This window comes from Cellulomonas avistercoris (assembly GCF_014836445.1).
Taxonomy (GTDB): domain Bacteria; phylum Actinomycetota; class Actinomycetes; order Actinomycetales; family Cellulomonadaceae; genus Cellulomonas; species Cellulomonas avistercoris.
In genome coordinates, this window is record NZ_JACSQV010000002.1 from 196,799 (window position 1) to 213,749 (window position 16,951).

Annotated in this window: 19 protein-coding genes and 1 tRNA gene; 7 read left to right on the forward strand and 13 right to left on the reverse strand. The window is 75.1% G+C overall.

Features of this window, described 5'->3' with window-relative positions; all coding sequences use genetic code 11:
- Positions 1 to 48: 48 nt before the first annotated feature.
- The 3 genes from H9657_RS03200 to H9657_RS03210 all read right to left on the reverse strand — a co-directional run bounded on the left by H9657_RS03200 (position 49) and on the right by H9657_RS03210 (position 1,423).
- Positions 49 to 252 carry a cold-shock protein gene (locus tag H9657_RS03200; RefSeq protein ID WP_191780275.1) on the reverse strand — a complete coding sequence of 68 codons (204 nt, stop codon included), beginning with the start codon at positions 250 to 252 and terminating at the stop codon, positions 49 to 51.
- A gap of 136 nt (positions 253 to 388) precedes the next feature.
- Positions 389 to 1,003 carry a LytR C-terminal domain-containing protein gene (locus tag H9657_RS19520; protein ID WP_191780279.1) on the reverse strand — a complete coding sequence of 205 codons (615 nt, stop codon included), beginning with the start codon at positions 1,001 to 1,003 and terminating at the stop codon, positions 389 to 391.
- A 99-nt stretch (positions 1,004 to 1,102) separates the two neighbouring features.
- Entirely contained in the window at positions 1,103 to 1,423 is a 321-nt protein-coding gene (locus H9657_RS03210) for a DUF3263 domain-containing protein (protein WP_191780281.1), read from the reverse strand.
- 161 nt (positions 1,424 to 1,584) lie between these two features.
- On the opposite strand from H9657_RS03210, the gene H9657_RS03215 reads away from it, so the two are divergent.
- Together H9657_RS03215 and H9657_RS03220 are read left to right on the forward strand one after the other, a co-directional pair.
- Positions 1,585 to 2,259 (forward strand): uracil-DNA glycosylase, encoded by a 675-nt coding sequence (locus tag H9657_RS03215; protein WP_191780282.1) that lies wholly within the window; start codon positions 1,585 to 1,587, stop codon positions 2,257 to 2,259.
- A 67-nt stretch (positions 2,260 to 2,326) separates the two neighbouring features.
- Complete coding sequence (locus H9657_RS03220) at positions 2,327 to 3,178, forward strand: SGNH/GDSL hydrolase family protein (RefSeq protein ID WP_191780284.1); 852 nt, start codon at positions 2,327 to 2,329, stop codon at positions 3,176 to 3,178.
- Between the two features lie 4 nt (positions 3,179 to 3,182).
- Here H9657_RS03220 and H9657_RS03225 read toward each other — a convergent pair whose 3' ends face one another.
- From H9657_RS03225 to H9657_RS03250, 6 genes are all read right to left on the reverse strand, one after another.
- A complete protein-coding gene (locus H9657_RS03225) occupies positions 3,183 to 3,698 on the reverse strand; it encodes a hypothetical protein (RefSeq protein ID WP_191780286.1) in 516 nt (171 codons plus the stop codon).
- Positions 3,695 to 4,312, reverse strand: coding sequence for a hypothetical protein (locus H9657_RS03230; RefSeq protein WP_191780289.1), 618 nt, complete (start codon positions 4,310 to 4,312; stop codon positions 3,695 to 3,697). Before H9657_RS03230 ends, H9657_RS03225 begins: the two co-directional genes overlap by 4 nt.
- A complete protein-coding gene (locus tag H9657_RS03235; RefSeq protein ID WP_191780291.1) occupies positions 4,267 to 4,860 on the reverse strand; it encodes a signal peptidase I in 594 nt (197 codons plus the stop codon). The genes H9657_RS03230 and H9657_RS03235 overlap by 46 nt, the downstream gene beginning before the upstream one ends.
- A gap of 68 nt (positions 4,861 to 4,928) precedes the next feature.
- Positions 4,929 to 5,486 (reverse strand): hypothetical protein, encoded by a 558-nt coding sequence (locus H9657_RS03240; RefSeq protein WP_191780293.1) that lies wholly within the window; start codon positions 5,484 to 5,486, stop codon positions 4,929 to 4,931.
- A 286-nt stretch (positions 5,487 to 5,772) separates the two neighbouring features.
- A complete protein-coding gene (locus H9657_RS03245; RefSeq protein ID WP_191780295.1) occupies positions 5,773 to 6,273 on the reverse strand; it encodes a hypothetical protein in 501 nt (166 codons plus the stop codon).
- Between the two features lie 144 nt (positions 6,274 to 6,417).
- Entirely contained in the window at positions 6,418 to 7,584 is a 1,167-nt protein-coding gene (locus H9657_RS03250; RefSeq protein ID WP_318241248.1) for a sensor histidine kinase, read from the reverse strand.
- An 86-nt stretch (positions 7,585 to 7,670) separates the two neighbouring features.
- Here H9657_RS03250 and H9657_RS03255 point away from each other — a divergent pair, with 86 nt between their 5' ends.
- Complete coding sequence (locus H9657_RS03255; RefSeq protein ID WP_191780297.1) at positions 7,671 to 8,342, forward strand: response regulator; 672 nt, start codon at positions 7,671 to 7,673, stop codon at positions 8,340 to 8,342.
- 49 nt (positions 8,343 to 8,391) lie between these two features.
- Positions 8,392 to 9,153 carry a deoxyribonuclease IV gene (locus tag H9657_RS03260; RefSeq protein ID WP_318241249.1) on the forward strand — a complete coding sequence of 254 codons (762 nt, stop codon included), beginning with the start codon at positions 8,392 to 8,394 and terminating at the stop codon, positions 9,151 to 9,153.
- Position 9,154: 1 nt separating this feature from the next.
- Here H9657_RS03260 and H9657_RS03265 read toward each other — a convergent pair.
- The 4 genes from H9657_RS03265 to H9657_RS03280 all read right to left on the reverse strand — a co-directional run bounded on the left by H9657_RS03265 (position 9,155) and on the right by H9657_RS03280 (position 13,201).
- Positions 9,155 to 9,231: transfer RNA gene (locus H9657_RS03265), tRNA-Thr, on the reverse strand.
- Between the two features lie 76 nt (positions 9,232 to 9,307).
- A complete protein-coding gene (locus tag H9657_RS03270; protein WP_191780298.1) occupies positions 9,308 to 10,234 on the reverse strand; it encodes a DsbA family protein in 927 nt (308 codons plus the stop codon).
- 130 nt (positions 10,235 to 10,364) lie between these two features.
- Positions 10,365 to 10,922, reverse strand: a complete 558-nt coding sequence (locus H9657_RS03275; protein WP_191780300.1) for a hypothetical protein — start codon at positions 10,920 to 10,922, stop codon at positions 10,365 to 10,367.
- A 65-nt stretch (positions 10,923 to 10,987) separates the two neighbouring features.
- Entirely contained in the window at positions 10,988 to 13,201 is a 2,214-nt protein-coding gene (locus tag H9657_RS03280) for a serine/threonine-protein kinase (RefSeq protein WP_191780302.1), read from the reverse strand.
- Positions 13,202 to 13,311: 110 nt separating this feature from the next.
- Between H9657_RS03280 and H9657_RS03285 the strand changes: the two genes are divergently transcribed.
- The 3 genes from H9657_RS03285 (at position 13,312) to H9657_RS03295 (ending at position 16,899) form a co-directional block, all read left to right on the forward strand.
- Complete coding sequence (locus H9657_RS03285) at positions 13,312 to 14,751, forward strand: alpha,alpha-trehalose-phosphate synthase (UDP-forming) (protein ID WP_191780304.1); 1,440 nt, start codon at positions 13,312 to 13,314, stop codon at positions 14,749 to 14,751.
- Positions 14,744 to 15,580 (forward strand): trehalose-phosphatase, encoded by an 837-nt coding sequence (gene otsB / locus H9657_RS03290; RefSeq protein WP_318241250.1) that lies wholly within the window; start codon positions 14,744 to 14,746, stop codon positions 15,578 to 15,580. The genes H9657_RS03285 and otsB overlap by 8 nt, the downstream gene beginning before the upstream one ends.
- A gap of 194 nt (positions 15,581 to 15,774) precedes the next feature.
- On the forward strand, positions 15,775 to 16,899 hold the full coding sequence (locus H9657_RS03295) for an ABC transporter ATP-binding protein (RefSeq protein WP_191780306.1): 1,125 nt from the start codon (positions 15,775 to 15,777) through the stop codon (positions 16,897 to 16,899).
- Positions 16,900 to 16,951 lie beyond the last annotated feature (52 nt).

The window sequence follows — 16,951 nt, forward strand, 5'->3', positions numbered from 1 at the left end:
TCGCGTCGGTGACGCGACGGGCGGGTGACGCGACGGGCGGCCGGTACGTCAGACGGGGCGGACCTGCTCGGCCTGCGGCCCCTTGGTGCCCTGGCCGACCTCGAACTCGACGGCCTGGCCCTCCTCGAGCGTGCGGTAGCCGTCCGCCTGGATCGCGCTGAAGTGCACGAAGAGGTCCTGGCTGCCCCCCTCGGGGGTGATGAACCCGAAGCCCTTCTCCGCGTTGAACCACTTGACCGTGCCCTGGGCCATCCGGCGCTCCTCGAGGTGCGGTGGACCGGGCCGCTCACCGTCGCCCCGGTGCGTGGAGCCTAGTGGCGGCCGGGGTCGCGCGACCAGGGTGGACCAGCCGGTCCGCGACCGCTCCGCCGGGGGGCGGAGGTCGGCCTCAGGCGTCGGGGTCGGTGACGAGCAGCACCTTGATGCCGCTGCCGGCCTGCGCGGGGTTCACCTCGACGGTGGGGACGCCCACCGTGGTGGCCACCAGCTCGGCCGTCGGGCGCAGGTCCTCGGACGCCATGTAGACGACCGACTGTGCCGGGAGGGTGCCCGTCGCGTTGTCGGGCGTGACGGCGGTGAAGCCCGCAGCCTCCAGCTCGTCCGCCACGCGCCCGGCGAGACCGCCCACGCGCGCGCCGTTGAGGACGGCCACCGGGGTGGTGAGCACGGGTGCGGCTGCCGGTGTCGTCGGCTCGGCGTCCGGGGTCGCCTCACCCTCGCCCACGGCGGGGTCCTCCTCGCCGGCGTCCTCGTCGACCATCTCGTCGTCGGGCTCGGCCGGCGCGTCCTGGCCCTGCGTCGGGCCGCCCACGACCGGCAGGTCGCCCGTGCGGGACAGGTAGGCCACGGCGCCGTAGGCGAGCGCGGGCACGACCACGAGGACGACGACGAAGGGCCACCACCGGCTCCACGCGGACCGGGGCGCACGGTGGACACCGGTCGGCGCGTCGGGCGAGATCGCGTCGAACTCGTCCTCGGGGTAGGGGTAGTCGGCCTTGCTCACGGCCGACAGGCTAACTGCTCGGCGGGACGCTCAGGGCCCGCCCCGCCGTCGGACCTGCGGCGATCCAGGAGGGAGCGGTGCGAAGCGGGCACGCGGCGCTCAGGCGTCGGTGCCGAGACGGCGTGCCGTGCGGGCCCGCTGACGCGAGGAGCGCATGCGGCGCAGCCGCTTGACGAGCATCGGGTCGTGCGCGAGCGCGGCCGGGTCGTCGATGAGGGCGTTGAGGAGCTGGTAGTACCGCGTGGCGGACATGTCGAACAGCTCGCGGACGGCCTGCTCCTTGGCACCCGCGTACTTCCACCACTGCCGCTCGAACGCCAGGACCTGCCTGTCGCGCTCGCTCAGGCCGTCGGCGCCACGCTCGTCCGCGCGCAGGTCGTCCGCGCCCACCTGGGTCGCCGTGCCGGCTGTGCCGTCCATGGCTCTCCTCCTCGCGCGCGGGTGCTCCGCCCGGCATCGTACGCGGCGAACCACACGGGTGTCATTCGCGCGCGCGGATGACGCGAGCACCGGCCGGACCACCTCCGCGGGGCCCGTGGGGAGCGGTGCGCGACGCCCGCCGCCCGGGTAGCCTCCGCGACGTGAACGCCGCCCTGCAGGACCTGGTCGCGCCGGACTGGGCCCGCGCGCTCGCCCCCGTCGAGCCCGCGCTGCGCGCCGCCGGGCAGTTCCTGCGCGACGAGGTCGCCGCCGGCCGCCCGTACCTGCCCGCGGCGGACGCGATCCTGCGTGCGTTCCACCGGCCGCTCGCCGACGTGCGCGTGCTCGTCGTCGGCCAGGACCCCTACCCCACGCCAGGGCACCCCATGGGGCTGTCGTTCTCGGTCCAGCCGGACGTGCGCCCGGTGCCGCGGTCGCTGGACAACATCTTCCGCGAGCTGGTCGACGACATCGGCGTGCCGCGCCCCACGTGCGGCGACCTGACACCGTGGGCCGAGCAGGGCGTCATGCTGCTCAACCGCGTGCTCACCGTGCGTCCGGGTGCCCCCGCGTCGCACCGCGGCAAGGGCTGGGAGCAGGTCACGGACCGGGCCATCGCGGCGCTCGTCGAGCGCGGCGGACCCCTCGTCGCGGTCCTGTGGGGGCGGGACGCCCAGTCGCTGCGCCCCGCGCTGGGCGACGTGCCGGTCGTCGCGAGCCCGCACCCGAGCCCGCTGTCGGCGTCGCGCGGGTTCTTCGGCTCGCGCCCGTTCTCCCGCGTGGACGCGCTGCTGCGCGAGCAGGGCGGCGACCCGGTCGACTGGCGCCTGCCCTGACGGTCGGTGGTGCGGTTGCGTCACCCGATCGGGTCCGTCACGTCCCGATCCGTCGCATGATGGGGGGATGACGTCGCACGACGGGTCCCGCCCGACCACCGCCGGCACCCATGACGACCCTCTGCCCGGCGACGCACCGCGCTGGACCCGCTACGTCGCCTGCGGCGACTCCTTCTCCGAGGGCCTGTGGGACGCGCCGGACGGTCAGGACGCGCCGCTGCGCGGCTGGGCGGACCAGCTGGCCTCGCACCTGTCGCGCCGCCGCACCGCGGCGGGCCTGGAGCCGCTGGAGTACGCGAACCTCGCGGTCCGCGGCCGCCTCATGCGCCCGATCCTCCACGAGCAGGTGCCCGCCGCCCTCGCGCTCGACGCCGACCTCGTGAGCATGATCGGCGGCGGCAACGACATCCTGCGCCCGTCGGTCGACGTCGACCGCGTCGCGGCGGACCTCGAGCGCGTCGTCGCGGGCGTGCGGGCGCGCGGCGTCGACGTGCTGCTCGGCACCGGGTTCGACGTGCGGGAGAGCCCGCTGGTGCGCACGACCCGCGCGCGTGTGGGCATCTACAACGCGCACATCTGGTCGATCGCGCGCCGCCACGGCGCGTACGTGCTGGACCCCTGGGGCATGCGCAGCCTGCTCGACTGGCGCATGTGGTCGGACGACCGCATCCACCTGACGACCGAGGGGCACACGCGCGTCGCGCAGGGGGCGCTGGTGGCGCTCGGCCAGGCGCCCGACCGCGCCGACTGGGACGACCCCCTCGCGCCGCTGCCGCCCGTGCCGCGCCTCGAGCGCGCGCGCGCCGACGCCCGGTGGCTGCGGGAGCACGCGTACCCGTGGGCGACGCGACGGCTCCGGCGGCGCTCGTCGGGGGACCTGCTGACCCCGAAGCGGCCCGTGCCGACGCCCGTGGAGTGAGGTGTCAGCGCGCGCAGCCGGTGCGCGCGAGCGGCAGGTAGACGCTCTGGTGGCTGCCGCTGAGCCCGGAGACGCGCAGCGTGAGCGTCGGCATCTGGGTGCAGGACGAGGACACCATCGTGCCCGGCGTGCCGGTCACCACGACGCCCGCCCAGCTGAAGCCGGGCCTCGGGTCGGCGAGGACGAACGTCGCCCGCGCGTACACCGTCTGGATGTTCGTCGCCCCCGGGGCGATCGTGATCCCGACGTTGACGTTCCCGTTGTGGTCGTCCCAGAAGGTCGGCACCGGCGTCCCGACCACGGCGCAGGTCGCGCCCGCGACGAGCGCGTCGTCGGACGCCCGGTGCACCGTGCACCCGACCACCGGCCCCCAGGTCCCCGCGGACACGGTCGCCCGCGCGTGCGCCGGGTCGGTCCAGGCGGCCGTGGTGCGGGGCGCGGACGCCCCCAGGGCGAGGACCGCGGTGAGGGCGACCGCGGCGACGGCGGGAAGCAGGGCCGGTCCGGTGCGGCGCGTCATGCGTGCGCTCCTTCCGCGGTGCCGTCGTCGCGCCGTCGGCGGGCCAGCACGACGAGCCAGGCACCGGTCGCCGTGGCGGTGAGCGCCAGCGCGAGCGACGCGGGCACGGCCGCCCCCGTCAGGGCGAGCGGGCCCGTCCGGCCGGCCAGGCGCCCGCCCGTCCCGCTGGTTCCGCCGGGCGCCGCTCCCGCCCCGGGGTCACCGTCGGTCGTCACGTCGCCGCCCTGCAGCACGACCCGGCCGACGACGTCGGACCGGTCGCCGGGCCGCAGCGCGTGGGAGGCCACGGCCGTCACGGTGAGCGTCCACGTGCCGGGGGCCACCACCCGGCCGACGAGCGCGTCGTCCACGGGCCGGCAGGTGCCGTCGGCGTCGCACAGGCGTGCGTCCCACGCGACCGTCGGCGCTCCGTCGCTGCGCAGCTCGACCCCCGTGACCGTCGCGTCGTCCCGCACGTGCACGGTCAGGTCGCGGGAGCGGTGCTCGCCCGGCGCGAGCTCGAGGAGCTCGAACGTCACGGGGACGACGTCGACGGCGGCCGCGGCGGGCGGGCTCGCGCCCACGACCGTCAGCGCGGCGAGCGCGACCGTGGCGAGGCGACGGGTGGGTCGCATGCTGCGTCCTCCTGTGCGCTCGTGGGGGTGGTCGGGGTGCGTCGTGCGGGGGCCGCGGCGGTGGACCGCGGCAGCTGGCCGAGTGCGAGCAGCGCCACCAGCGCGACCAGCAGCGGGACGGCCGTGCTCGGCGTGGTGAGCCGCACGAGCGCGGTGCCCGCGCCGGCGACCTGCCAGCGGGGGCTGAGCACGGTGCCCCCGGTGACGACGTACGCACCGCCGTCGGCCGCGTCGTTGGCGTCGCCCTGCATCCACACGTGCCACATGCCGTCGTCCTGCCGGGCGACGTCGACGACGCGGTGGGTGACGAGCGTCCCGGTGACCGGGTTCGTCAGCGACAGCACGTCGCCCACCTCGACCTCGTCCACCGGCACGGGCGTGTCGAGCAGGAGGTCGCCCGTCATGATCCCCGGCTCCATGGAGCCGGAGACCACGACGAGCGGCTTGACGAGCCCGGCCGCGTCGGCGCCCCAGACGCCGAGGCTGACGACGCCCAGGGCCGCGAGGGACCAGACCAGCACGTCGGCGACGGCTCGCAGGGCACGCACGGGGCCTCGTCTCGTGGAGGGGCGGGTGACGCCGCAGGGGGATACGGCGCCACCCGGTACGGGGACCGTCAGGACTGACCGGTGAAGGTGACCGTCAGGGTGCCGGTCCTGCCCTGGTAGGTCGCGGGCCAGGTCGCCGGCGTCGCGACGGTGAGCGTGGCCGTGGTGACCGCGCCCGCCGCGAGGGAGGTCGCGGCGGGGGCCGTGACGGTCGCGGTGGCGGGCGCGTCCCCGGCGAAGATGCTCGTCGTCGCGGTGCTGTCGACGGCGACGGCAGCGGCTCCGAGCGTGAGCGGCACGGTGCCGTTGTTCCTCAGGTGCAGCGTGAACGTCTTGTTCGCGCCCTGGTTGAGGCCCGCGAACGTCGCCGCCGGGATCTGCACGGCGACGCCCGACGCGGACGTGTCGGCGTCGATCCACGTCGTGCCGTCGAGGCTGCCCTGCAGCTCGACCGTCACGGCGCTCGCGCTGCCCGCGAACCACGCCTCGTCCGTCCACGCCGCGCTCGTGGCGGCCGCTCCGATGCCCAGCACCGCGACGCCGGCCAGGCCGAAGCGCAGGAACGCCCCGCCACGACGGCGCTTCTCGGTCTGCTCGGGCGCGGGGGTGGGGGTGAACTCGCTCATGGTGGCTCCTTGCTGGCACCGGCGCGGAGGTGGACCGGTGCTGGTGAGTGGGTGGCGGGCCGTGTCGGCCCTCGCGTCGCATCGCGGCGTGCTGCGACCGCCCGACCCCGGGGCACGGAGCGGGCAGTCGTCCTGAACGGTTGTCCAGGACGCTCCCTCGATCATGCGCACGGCCGGCTCGGCGCCGCCCGGCGAGGTCGCGCCCTTTCGCACCGTCGTCGGCGCAATGCCGGACTCCTTCACCCGGCGGCGTTGCGCTGCGCACAACCCCCGTCGGGCGGGATCGTCAGGGCGTGCCCGGCGTCGGACGCCTCGCACGGCGGCGACGTCCGACGTCCAGCACGAGCACCCCGGCGCCGATCAGCGCGGCACCCGCCGCCGGCGCGACCACCGCTGCGGGCATCCGCAGCGGGAGCACGCGGACCGCGTCCGGGTGCGCGACGGTGCGCTCGGCCGCGGCGGCGCCGCGCACCACCTTCCACCCGTCCGGCCGGACGTCCACGACGCGGCCGACGGACCACGCGACGCCGTGCGCACGGTGGACGACCCGGTCCCCCACCTGCGGGCGGTCGCACCGCGTGACGATCAGGTCACCGGCGGCCAGCCCAGCCCCGGCCGCGGGCGGAGGCACGACGTCGAGCGACGTGCACCCGCCGAGGCTCGGTGGCCACAGGAAGGCCGCGAGCACCGCGAGCGTCCCGTAGACCAGCATCATCACGGTGCCCCCTGCGTTCGCCGCGCCGCCGCCCGGGCGGGCCGGGGCGTGGCGTGAGCTGCGGGCGGACATCGTTCGGCTCGATCCTGTTGGACGGATGTCCGGACAGGATGGCGGGCGTCGACGTGCGCCCCCCGCCGGTTCTGGGTGCTTTCCCCCACCGGCGCCGGGGTCGTCCCCTTTCTTCACCCCCGGACGAGGCCACCCGCGCGACCGTCACGGCTCGTCGGGCACGGCCCCCAGGCGCAGCGACGCCTCCAGCCGCGCGCCGGTCGGGTGGCGGCCCACGACACGCAGCGCACCCCCCACGAGCTGCAGCCGCTGGTCGAGACGTGCCGTCCCGGACGCGGGGTCGGGTGCAGCGGGCGTCACGTAGGGGTTCCCGTCGTTCGACACGACGATCCGCAGCTCGTCGCCCACGAGGTCGAGCCCGACCTCGACGAGCGCCGGGGGCCCGTTCTTCAGCGCGTTGGACACCGCCTCCTCCACCACGCGCACCGCCAGGAGCCGCTCGGCGACCGTCAGGCCCACCTGCGACGGGTCGTCCAGGGTCCGCAGCTCCTCGCCCACCTCCAGCCGGGTCGCGATCGACGTCGGCAGACGACCCAGCAGGGCCCGGACGGCCGGCACGAGGCCCATCTCCAGCCGTTCGGGGTAGAGCAGCCGGCTCATCTGGCGCACGTCCTGCTCACGCGACGCGGCGAGCTCGGCACGCGCCCAGGCGATGTCCTGCGCGACGCCCGGCGCCGCGTCGTCGACCTGCTCCTCGACCTTCGCCAGGCGCGCGTCGATGAGCAGCAGCCGCTGCTGGACCGTGCCGTGCAGCCCCTCGGCGACCTGCCGTCGCACGCGGATCTCCTCGACCTCGAGCGCCTGCAGCGCGAGCTCGACGCTGACCGCCTGCCGCTCGGCGGCCCGTGTCGCGACCCGCATGCGGCGACGCGAGACGAGGGCCCACACCCCGATGCCGGCCGAGACGAAGGCGATGAAGGCGCCGGTCACCGTCTCGGCGAGCAGCGACCGCGTGTCGTCCGCCGCGTGCACGCCCAGACCGACCTGCACCGCGACGCGCAGCACGCCCATGAGGAGCGCCGCCGCGAGCAGCCGCACGGTGAGCAGGACCGGGCCCTGCACGCGGTGGGCCCCGAGCACCCCGAGCCCCACGACGAGAGCGAGCACGCCGACGCCGTTGGCCACCAGGCGGCGCCAGAGGTCGACCTGCCCCCACTCGGGCACGAGCTCCGAGTAGATCCAGGCGCTCTGCACGGACGCGCCGACCGCGTAGCCGATCGCGACGATCCCCGTGCCGCGCAGCAGGGTGAGGCGGTCCGCCACGAGGTCGTCGTGGCGCACGGCCGCCGGTGTCATGTCTCGGTCGACCACGATGTCCCCGTCCTCCGCGTCCCGCGCGGCGGGACACCGGCGCCTGTCCCGGGCGGAGCGCCCTCGGCGCGACCATACTGGCCGGGATGACTCCCACCACGTCCCGCCGCCTGCGCGTCGCCCTCGTCGAGGACCAGCCACTCTTCCGCTCCATGCTCGAACGGACCCTGGCCGACGTGCCGGACCTCGAGCTGGTGGCCGCCGTCGGCACCGTCGCCGAGGCCCGAGCCGTCCTGACACCGGGGGTCGCCGACGTCGTCGTCCTCGACATCGACCTGCCCGACGGCAACGGCATCGCGCTGGGCGTCACGCTGCGGCGGGAGCAGCCGGACCTGGGCGTGCTGCTGCTCTCGGCGCACGACGCGATGGACCTGCTGCTCGACCTGCCGCGCGACGTCGCGCACGGCTGGTGCTACCTGTCGAAGAACAGCGGGACGAGCGAGAAGGCGCTCATGCACGCCGTGCGCGCCGCCGCCGCGGGCGAGACCGTGCTGGACCCGACGCTGCTGCAGCGCGTCTCGCCGCGCGCGGGGTCGGCCGTCTCGCGCCTCACGCGCCGGCAGTACGAGGTGCTGCAGCTGCTCGCCCAGGGGTTGTCGAACTCCGGCATCGCCGACCGGCTGGAGATCACCGAGAAGTCCGTCCAGAACCACGTGTACGCGGTCTACGCGGCGCTCGGCATCGACGCCGAGCCCGCGCGCAACCCGCGCGTGAGCGCCGCGCTGCGGCTGCTGGAGGAGACGGGTCCGTCCCTGTGAACGGCGCGCGCGACCAGCGCGCGCTCCCGAGGAGCACGAGGAGGACGTCGTGGTGCTGATCGGTGCGCACGTGCGCGGTGCCGAGCCCCTGGTCGAGGCCGAGCGCGTGGGAGCCCAGGCCGTGCAGGTGTTCCTGGCCGACCCGCAGGGGTGGAAGAAGCCCGTGCGCCGGCCGGACGCCGACGACCTGATCGCCGCGGACCTGGGGATCTACGCGCACGCCCCGTACCTGGTGAACGTCGCGTCCACCAACAACCGCATCCGCATCCCGAGCCGCAACATGATCGCGCAGCACGCCGCGGCCGCGGCCGACCTGGGCGCGCGCGGCCTGGTCGTCCACGGCGGGCACGTCGGTGACGGCGACGACGTCGCGGTCGGCATCGAGAACTGGCGCAAGACCTTCGAGCGCGCGACGTTCCCCGTCCGGGTGCTCGTCGAGAACACCGCGGGCGGCGAGAACGCGTGCGCCCGCACGCTCGACCGCTGGGCGCAGCTGTGGGACGCCATCGGCGGGTACGACGTGGGCGTGTGCCTCGACACGTGCCACGCGTGGGCCGCGGGCGAGGACCTCGAGACGATCGTCGAGCGCCTCACCGCGATCACGGGACGCGTCGACCTGGTCCACGCCAACTCCTCGCGCGACCCGCACGGGTCCAGCCGCGACCGCCACGCGGGCTTCGCGGACGGCACGATCCCGCGCGAGCTCATCGCCCACGTCGTGCGCGAGGCCGGCTGCGACGTCGTCGTCGAGACGCCGTCCGAGACGCAGGGCGACGACATCGCCTACCTGCGCGAGGCGCTCGGCCTCTAGGTGGAGCCCCCTGTCGGATTCGAACCGACGACCTGCTGTTTACAAGACAGCTGCTCTGGCCAGCTGAGCTAAGGAGGCGAGGCGGCCAGGGTACCGGCCGGGACGCCGCGGGCGCCCGCCCCTCGCGGGGACGGACGCCCGTGGCGCGAGCGGCTCAGCCCTTGGCCGCGACCGCGTCGAGGACGGCCTGCGTGAGGGGGCCGGTGCTGTACAGGTCGCCGCCCTCCCACTTCTCGCCGTCGATGAGGACGGTCGGCGTGCTCAGCCCGCCCAGGTCGGCCGCAGCCTGCTGGGTCGTCGCGGCGACGAACGGCGCGTAGCGGCGCCACGTGCCCTCGCGGGACTCCTTCTCGTCCTCGGACGTCGCGACCTCGTACGTGCCGTCGACCGTCTCGGTGAACGTGTCGACGACCGCCTGCGGGACGCCGACCTCGAGCGCGATCTCGGCGATCCGCGCGTCCTTGAGGCCCGCGGTGCCCTCCTCCGGCTGGTTGGCGTACAGCGCGGTGACGAACGCCGTGTAGTGCTCCGGGTCCTCGGCGGCGACGGCGGCCGCCGCGTTCGCGGCGCGCGTCGAGTAGAACGTGCCCTGCGAGTTGCCGTCGAGGAACGCGATGTTCTTGTAGACGACCGTGATGCCGTCCTCCGCGGCGAGCGCGTCGAGCTCACCCGAGTTCGCGGCGTCGAACTTCCCGCACCAGGGGCACATGAAGTCGAAGTAGACCTCGACGACGACGTCGTCCTCGCCACCGGCCTCGCCGACGCCCGCGGCGCTGATCGGGATGCCGCCGGTCTCGTCGGCGGCGTCGGGGGTGTCGATGTCGTCGAACGCGGGGACGAGCGTGTTCTCGGTGCCGCCGGCGAAGACGACGTCACCGTAGGCCTCGGCGTTGGCCTGGCCCTGACGGACGATCACGAAGACGACGGCGCCCAGGACGAGGACGGCCGCGAGGAGGCCGCCGATCGCGATCAGCCGGGTGCGCTTCGCCTTGCGCTCCTGCTCCTGGCGCATCTGGAGCGCCTTCGCGCGCGCGTCGTCGCGCCGCTGCGTCTTGGTGGGTCGGGGGTCGTTGGTGGGCATGGGTGCTCCTGGTCTCGGGTGCCGGTCCTGACCGGCGGTGGCGTGCGGGGGACGTGCGGGGGCGACGTGCGACGGCGAGGTGCCGGGGCGAGGCGCCGGGGCGAGGTGCCGGGCGACGTCGCGGTGCGCGTCAGCGCGCCGGTGGCCCGCGGCGCGGCCGCGCCGGGTCGTGCCCGCGGTCCCGCCGCACGCGCACGACGGGACCGCCCGCGAGCAGCAGCGGGCGGGCGGTGGGCACCGGGGTGCCCGCCACGACGACGGGCGGGACCAGGTGCGACGCGAGGAGCGCGGCGACGGCCGCCACGCCTCGCCGTGCCACGACGCCGAGGCCCAGGCCGCACGCCGTCAGCAGCACGTGGGCCGCGACGACGGGCAGCGCGACGCTGAGCAGCAGGACGGCGCCGGTCGACGCCGAGCCGAGTCCCAGTGCGCCGTCGGGGCACTCGGACGCGGAGCGCAGCAGGGCCATCCGCACGCCGAGCGCCGCCAGCGGTCCGTCGGCCACGACGCACTGGTGCAGCAGCACACGCCCCTGCGCCCCCACGACGACGGACAGGACGGCCAGCGTCGTGCCGACGGCGCCGAGCAGGTGGGTGCGCAGCAGGTCGGGGCGCACCTGCGAGCCGGGCCGTGAGCGGGCACGCCGGACGACGGGGGCCACCGCCCGTCCCGTCGAGGTCGCACGCACGGCACCAGGGTAGGGCCCGGCGACCGCGGGGTCACCCGCCCTGGGTCCCGCACCTGCGGGCGGGGTCAGGGACGCGGCAGGGTCGGTGTCGGCAACGGCGACCAGCTGATCGGCTGCACGTCCAGCACCTGGCTCGTGAGCAGCACCGCGAGGACGAGCGCCACGACGACCACGACGAGCGCGCCCACCGGGCCCGGCGCGACGGCCGCGAGCGTGCGACGCGCGCCCGTGCGCGTCATGCGGGACAGCGGCCCCCACCACAGGAAGACGACGGCGAGCGCCACGAGCGCGCCCACGACGAGCATCGCGGTCTGCCCCTGGGGCTCCTGCCCGGGCGGCGACCCGCCGATCTCCCAGCGTCCCGAGCCCAGCAGCCACCAGCCCAGCCCGCCGACGATGAGCACGACCGCACCGCCGACGAGGAGCGACGGCAGCACGCCGAGCACCGACCGCAGCAGGTACCAGGGGGTCGAGACGACCGCGACGAGCCGGTCCCCGCGGCGCACCCCGCGGCGCTCGCGCCGCCCGTGCATCGCCTCGACCGTGGCACCGACGGTCCGCACGACCACGACGAGCACGAGGACCGTCGCCACGGTCAGGACCGGGTAGAGCATCCCCGCGAGGGCCACGACCAGCCCGAGGGCCAGCAGCGACCCCCAGCGCCGGCGCGCCGGCGGGCGCTCGTACCAGGGGCCCTCGTCCTCGCCCTCGACGTCCGTCTGGTCGAGGTCCTCCTCGATCCAGTCGACACCGTCGTGGCGTGAGCCGTCGGCGTCGTCGTCGTCGCCGTCGTCGTCGTAGCCGTCGTCGCCGCCGTCGGTCCCGGCGGGCGACGCGGGCACGGCCGGCGCGGCGGGCCCGCGGACCGGGACCGCGACCGTGAGGCCGTCACGCACGGGTGCGGTCGGCGGCGCCACGACGGCCGTGGCCCCGGTGGCACCTGCCGACGTCCCCACGGCGACGGTCTGCAGCCCGTCCTGCGGCGACGGTCCGCGCTGCGCGACCAGCTCGGTGGCGAGGTCGTCCTCGTCGGTCCCGTCGCCCTGGTCCTCGTCGAGGAGGTCCTCGTCGACGTCGAGCGCCTCGTCGTCCTCGTCGAGCGCCTCGTCGATCGGGTCCGCGCCCTCGTCGAGGAGGTCCTCGTCGTCGTCGAGCGCCTCGTCGTCCTCGTCGAGGAGGTCCTCGTCGTCGTCGAGGAGGTCCTCGTCGTGGTCGAGCGCCTCGTCGTCGAGCACCTCGCCGTGCTCGTCGAGCGGGTCCGCGCCCGGGTCGACGTCGTCCGCCCCGACCTCGTCCGCGCCGTCCTCGTCCGACCCGTCGTCGTCCGCGTCACCCGGCGTCGCCGCGAGCCCCGCGGCGAGCGCCACGGCACCCGCCGCTCCGGCGGCCCCCGCCCCGGCCACCGCGGCACCGGACGCGACCCCCGTCCCCAGGGCGAGCGTCGGCACGGCCCCGGGCGGCAGCTCCCCCTGCTCGGCGACCGTCCGCAGCGCCGCGACGACGTCCTCGGGGTCGCTGCGGTCCGCGGGCTCGGGGCGCAGGGCACCCGCGATCGCGGCGCGCGTGAGCGGGCCGACACCGTCGAGGTCCACCTCACCGGAGCGGGCGCGCGCCAGCACGGCCTCGACGGGACGCGTGCCGAACGGGTCGCGGCCCGTCGCCGCGAACGCCAGGAGCGCCGCCCAGCCCCACAGGTCGGTCGCAGGCCCCGGCTCGCCGCCGTCGAGCAGCTCGGGGGCCAGGTAGCCCGGCGTGCCGAGCACGAAGCCCGCGGTCGTGAGGTTGGCGTCGTCGTCGACGCCCTGCGCGAGGCCGAAGTCGATGAGCACGGGCCCGTCGGCCGTCAGCAGGACGTTCGACGGCTTGAGGTCACGGTGCACCACACCCGCCGCGTGCACGGCCGCGAGCGCGGAGCGCAGGCCCTCGGCGAGCGAGAGGAGCTCGTCGGCGTCCAGCGGGCCGTGCGCGCGCACGTGCTCGGTGAGCGTGTCCCCCGCGACGAGCTCGGTGACGAGGAACGCCTCGGTCGAGTCGGCCTCGGCGTCCAGGACGGCCGCGACCGCGGGGTGGCGCAGGCGCTGCAGGGCGGCGACCTCGCGCATGAGCCGCGTCCGCACGACCGCGTCCGACGCGACGTGCGGGTGCAGCAGCTTGAGCGCGACCGCGTCACCCCCGCCGTCCACGGCGCGGTAGACCGTCCCCATGCCGCCCGAGCCGAGCGGCGCCACGATCGTGTAGCCCCCGATCTGGGACCCCGGCGTCAGACCGCTCCGCTCCATGACGGGAAACCTAGCCGGTCAGGAGGCGGCAGGGAGCCGTCAGCGCCCGAGCGTGTCACCCCTGGGACGACTAGGGTCGGAGGTCGAGCCACCCGCAAGGAGCTGATCTGGTGCCCATCGACGCGCCGCGCGACGGCCAGGACCTGGTCGTCGTCGCGAACCGCCTCCCCGTCGACGTCACGCTGGACGAGGAGGGGGAACCGACCTGGACACGGTCGCCCGGCGGCCTCGTCACGGCGCTGGCGCCGGTCATGTCCAACACCAAGGGCGCCTGGGTCGGGTGGGGCGGGTCCCCCGGGCTCGAGCTCGAGCCGTTCGAGGTCGACGGCACCGAGCTCGTGCCGGTCATGCTCACCGAGACGGACGTCGAGCGGTACTACGAGGGCTTCTCGAACGACACGCTCTGGCCGCTGTACCACGACGTCATCGCTCCCCCGCAGTTCCACCGCCAGTGGTGGGACGCGTACCGCCGCGTCAACGAGCGGTTCGCGCAGGCCGCCGCCGCCAACGCGGCGCACGGCGCGACGGTCTGGATCCACGACTACCAGCTGCAGCTCGTGCCGGCGTTCCTGCGCGCGCTGCGCCCGGACCTGCGCATCGGGTACTTCCACCACATCCCGTTCCCACCGCTGGAGATCTTCGCGCAGCTGCCGTGGCGCAAGCAGGTCGTCGAGGGTCTGCTCGGTGCTGACCTCATCGGGTTCCAGCGCGGCGGGGACGCCGCGAACTTCGTGCGGATCGTGCGACGGCTGACCGACCTGACGACGCGCGGCCAGATGATCACGGTCGACGAGGGCACCCCGACGCAGCGCCACGTGCGCGCGCAGGCGTTCCCGATCTCGATCGACTCGCACGCGTTCGACCACCTGGCCCGCACCGACGCCGTCCAGGAGCGCGCGCGGGAGATCCGCCGCGAGCTGGGCGACCCGCAGTACCTGCTGCTGGGCGTCGACCGGCTCGACTACACCAAGGGCATCCGGCACCGCATCAAGGCGTACGGCGAGCTGCTGGAGGACGGCCGGCTCTCGGCGACCGAGACCACGCTCGTGCAGGTCGCCAGCCCGAGCCGTGAGAACGTCGGCGCCTACCAGCAGCTGCGCGACGACGTCGAGCTGCTCGTCGGCCGGATCAACGGGGACCACGGGCAGGTCGGGCACGCACCCGTGCAGTACCTGCACCAGTCGTTCCCGATGGAGGAGATGGCGGCCCTGTACCTGGCCGCCGACGTCATGCTCGTCACGGCGCTGCGCGACGGCATGAACCTCGTCGCCAAGGAGTACGTGGCCGCGCGCTCGGACGAGCGCGGCTGCCTGGTGCTCAGCGAGTTCACGGGCGCCGCCGACGAGCTGGTCGGGTCGGTGCTGGTCAACCCGCACGACATCGACGGCATGAAGGACGCGATCACCTACGCCGCGCACCTCGACCCCAAGGAGGCGCGCAAGCGCATGCGGCGGCTGCGGCGCCGGGTGCTGACGCACGACGTCGCCGCGTGGTCGGACCAGTTCCTCTCGGCCCTGACGGCCGTCCCGGTGAGGGACGACCGTGGCTGACGCGCACGTGCCGGACGACCACGTGCCCGACGACCAGGTGCCCGACGCGCAGGTGCCCGACGACCTGCGCGACCGGCTCGTCGCGCTCGGCGGCGACCCCGCCGCACGGCCCCTGCTCGTCGCGCTCGACTTCGACGGCACCCTCGCACCGCTGCAGGACGACCCGGCGGCGTCGCGCATCCTGCCCGCGGGGGTCGAGGTGCTCGCCGCGCTGGCGGCGTGGGACGGCGTCGAGCTCGCGCTCGTCTCGGGCCGCGCGATGGCCGACCTGCACGCGCTCGCGCAGGTGCCGGCCGGCACCTACCTCGTCGGGAGCCACGGTGCCGAGCGCGCCCGGGTCACGCAGTTCGGCCTCGACCGCGACGTCGTCGAGCTGACGCACGCGCAGGCGGACCTGCTGGCGGCGCTGGGGGCGCGCGCCGCCACCGTGGCGCGCGGCCGCGACGGCGTGTGGGTCGAGTCCAAGCCGACGGCGGTCGTCGTGCACACGCGCCTCGCGGAGCCGGACGACGCGGCACCCGCGGAGGCGGAGGCGCTCGCGCTGGGCACCGAGCTCGGCGTCGGGACGCTCCACGGCAAGGACGTCGTCGAGCTCACGGTGCTGCCGGCGGACAAGGGCACGGCCCTGCAGGCGCTGCGCCACGAGCTGGGCGCGCCGGTCGTCCTGTACGCCGGCGACGACGTCACCGACGAGCACGCGTTCGCCGCGCTGGACGACCAGGACGTGACGCTCAAGGTCGGTGCCGGGCAGACCGTCGCGCGCTACCGCGTGGCCGACCCGCACGCCGGCGTGGCCGCCCTGGCGCTGCTGCGCGACGCCCTGCGCTGAACGTGGCGGTCCCGTCGGGCGCCGTATGACCTGTGCCATACTGACGGCGGCCGAGGGAGGTCCGACGGACCCCCCTCGATCCGTGTCAGCGGAGACACATGGGCTCAGCAGGCCCGCGGCCCCGCGGACCTGCGTTGACACTCTTCACGACGGATCGTCCGGCACGTACCTGCCGGTGAAGGGAAAGTACAGCCATGGCTACGGTCAGCTTCGACCACGCGACCCGCATCTACCCGGGGACCGAGCGTCCCGCGGTGGACGCCCTCAACCTCCACGTCGAGGACGGCGAGTTCCTCGTCCTCGTCGGCCCCTCCGGCTGCGGCAAGTCGACCTCCCTGCGCATGCTCGCGGGTCTCGAGGACGTCAACGCCGGGCGCATCCTGATCGGTGACCGCGACGTCACCGACGTGCAGCCCAAGGACCGGGACATCGCGATGGTGTTCCAGAACTACGCGCTGTACCCGCACATGACGGTCGCCGACAACATGGGCTTCGCGCTCAAGATCGCCGGCACCCCGAAGGCGGAGATCCGCCAGCGCGTCGAGGAGGCTGCCAAGATCCTCGACCTGCAGCAGTACCTCGACCGCAAGCCGAAGGCCCTCTCCGGTGGCCAGCGTCAGCGCGTCGCCATGGGCCGCGCCATCGTGCGTCAGCCGCAGGTGTTCCTCATGGACGAGCCGCTGTCGAACCTCGACGCCAAGCTCCGCGTCCAGACGCGTACGCAGATCGCGTCGCTGCAGCGCCGCCTCGGCGTCACGACGGTCTACGTCACGCACGACCAGACCGAGGCCCTCACCATGGGCGACCGCATCGCGGTCCTCAAGGACGGCATCCTGCAGCAGGTCGGCACGCCGCGTGACATGTACGACACCCCGGCCAACGTCTTCGTCGCCGGCTTCATCGGCTCGCCGGCCATGAACATCGGCACCTTCCCGGTGCTCGAGGGCTCCGCGTCGGTCGGCTCGTCGCGCCTGGCGCTCCCGCGCGAGGCCGTCACGGGCCTCACGGACGACGACAAGGGCCACATCACCGTGGGCTTCCGCCCCGAGTCGCTCGACGTCGTGCCGCAGGGCACGCCGGACTCGTTCCCGGTCATCGTCAACATCGTCGAGGAGCTCGGCTCCGACGCGTACGTCTACGGTGCGCTGACCAACGACTTCGGTCAGGCCGCGGCGGTGCACTCCGGCGCCGGCGACGCGCAGATCATCGTGCGCGTCGACCCCCGCCAGGTCCCGCCGAAGGGCGCGACGATCTACGTCCGCATCCGCCCGACGGAGCAGCACCTGTTCCACGCGGGCTCGGGCGAGCGCATCGGCTGACACCCAGCACCACACGCACGAGGCGGGTCCGGCGTCGCCGGGCCCGCCTCGT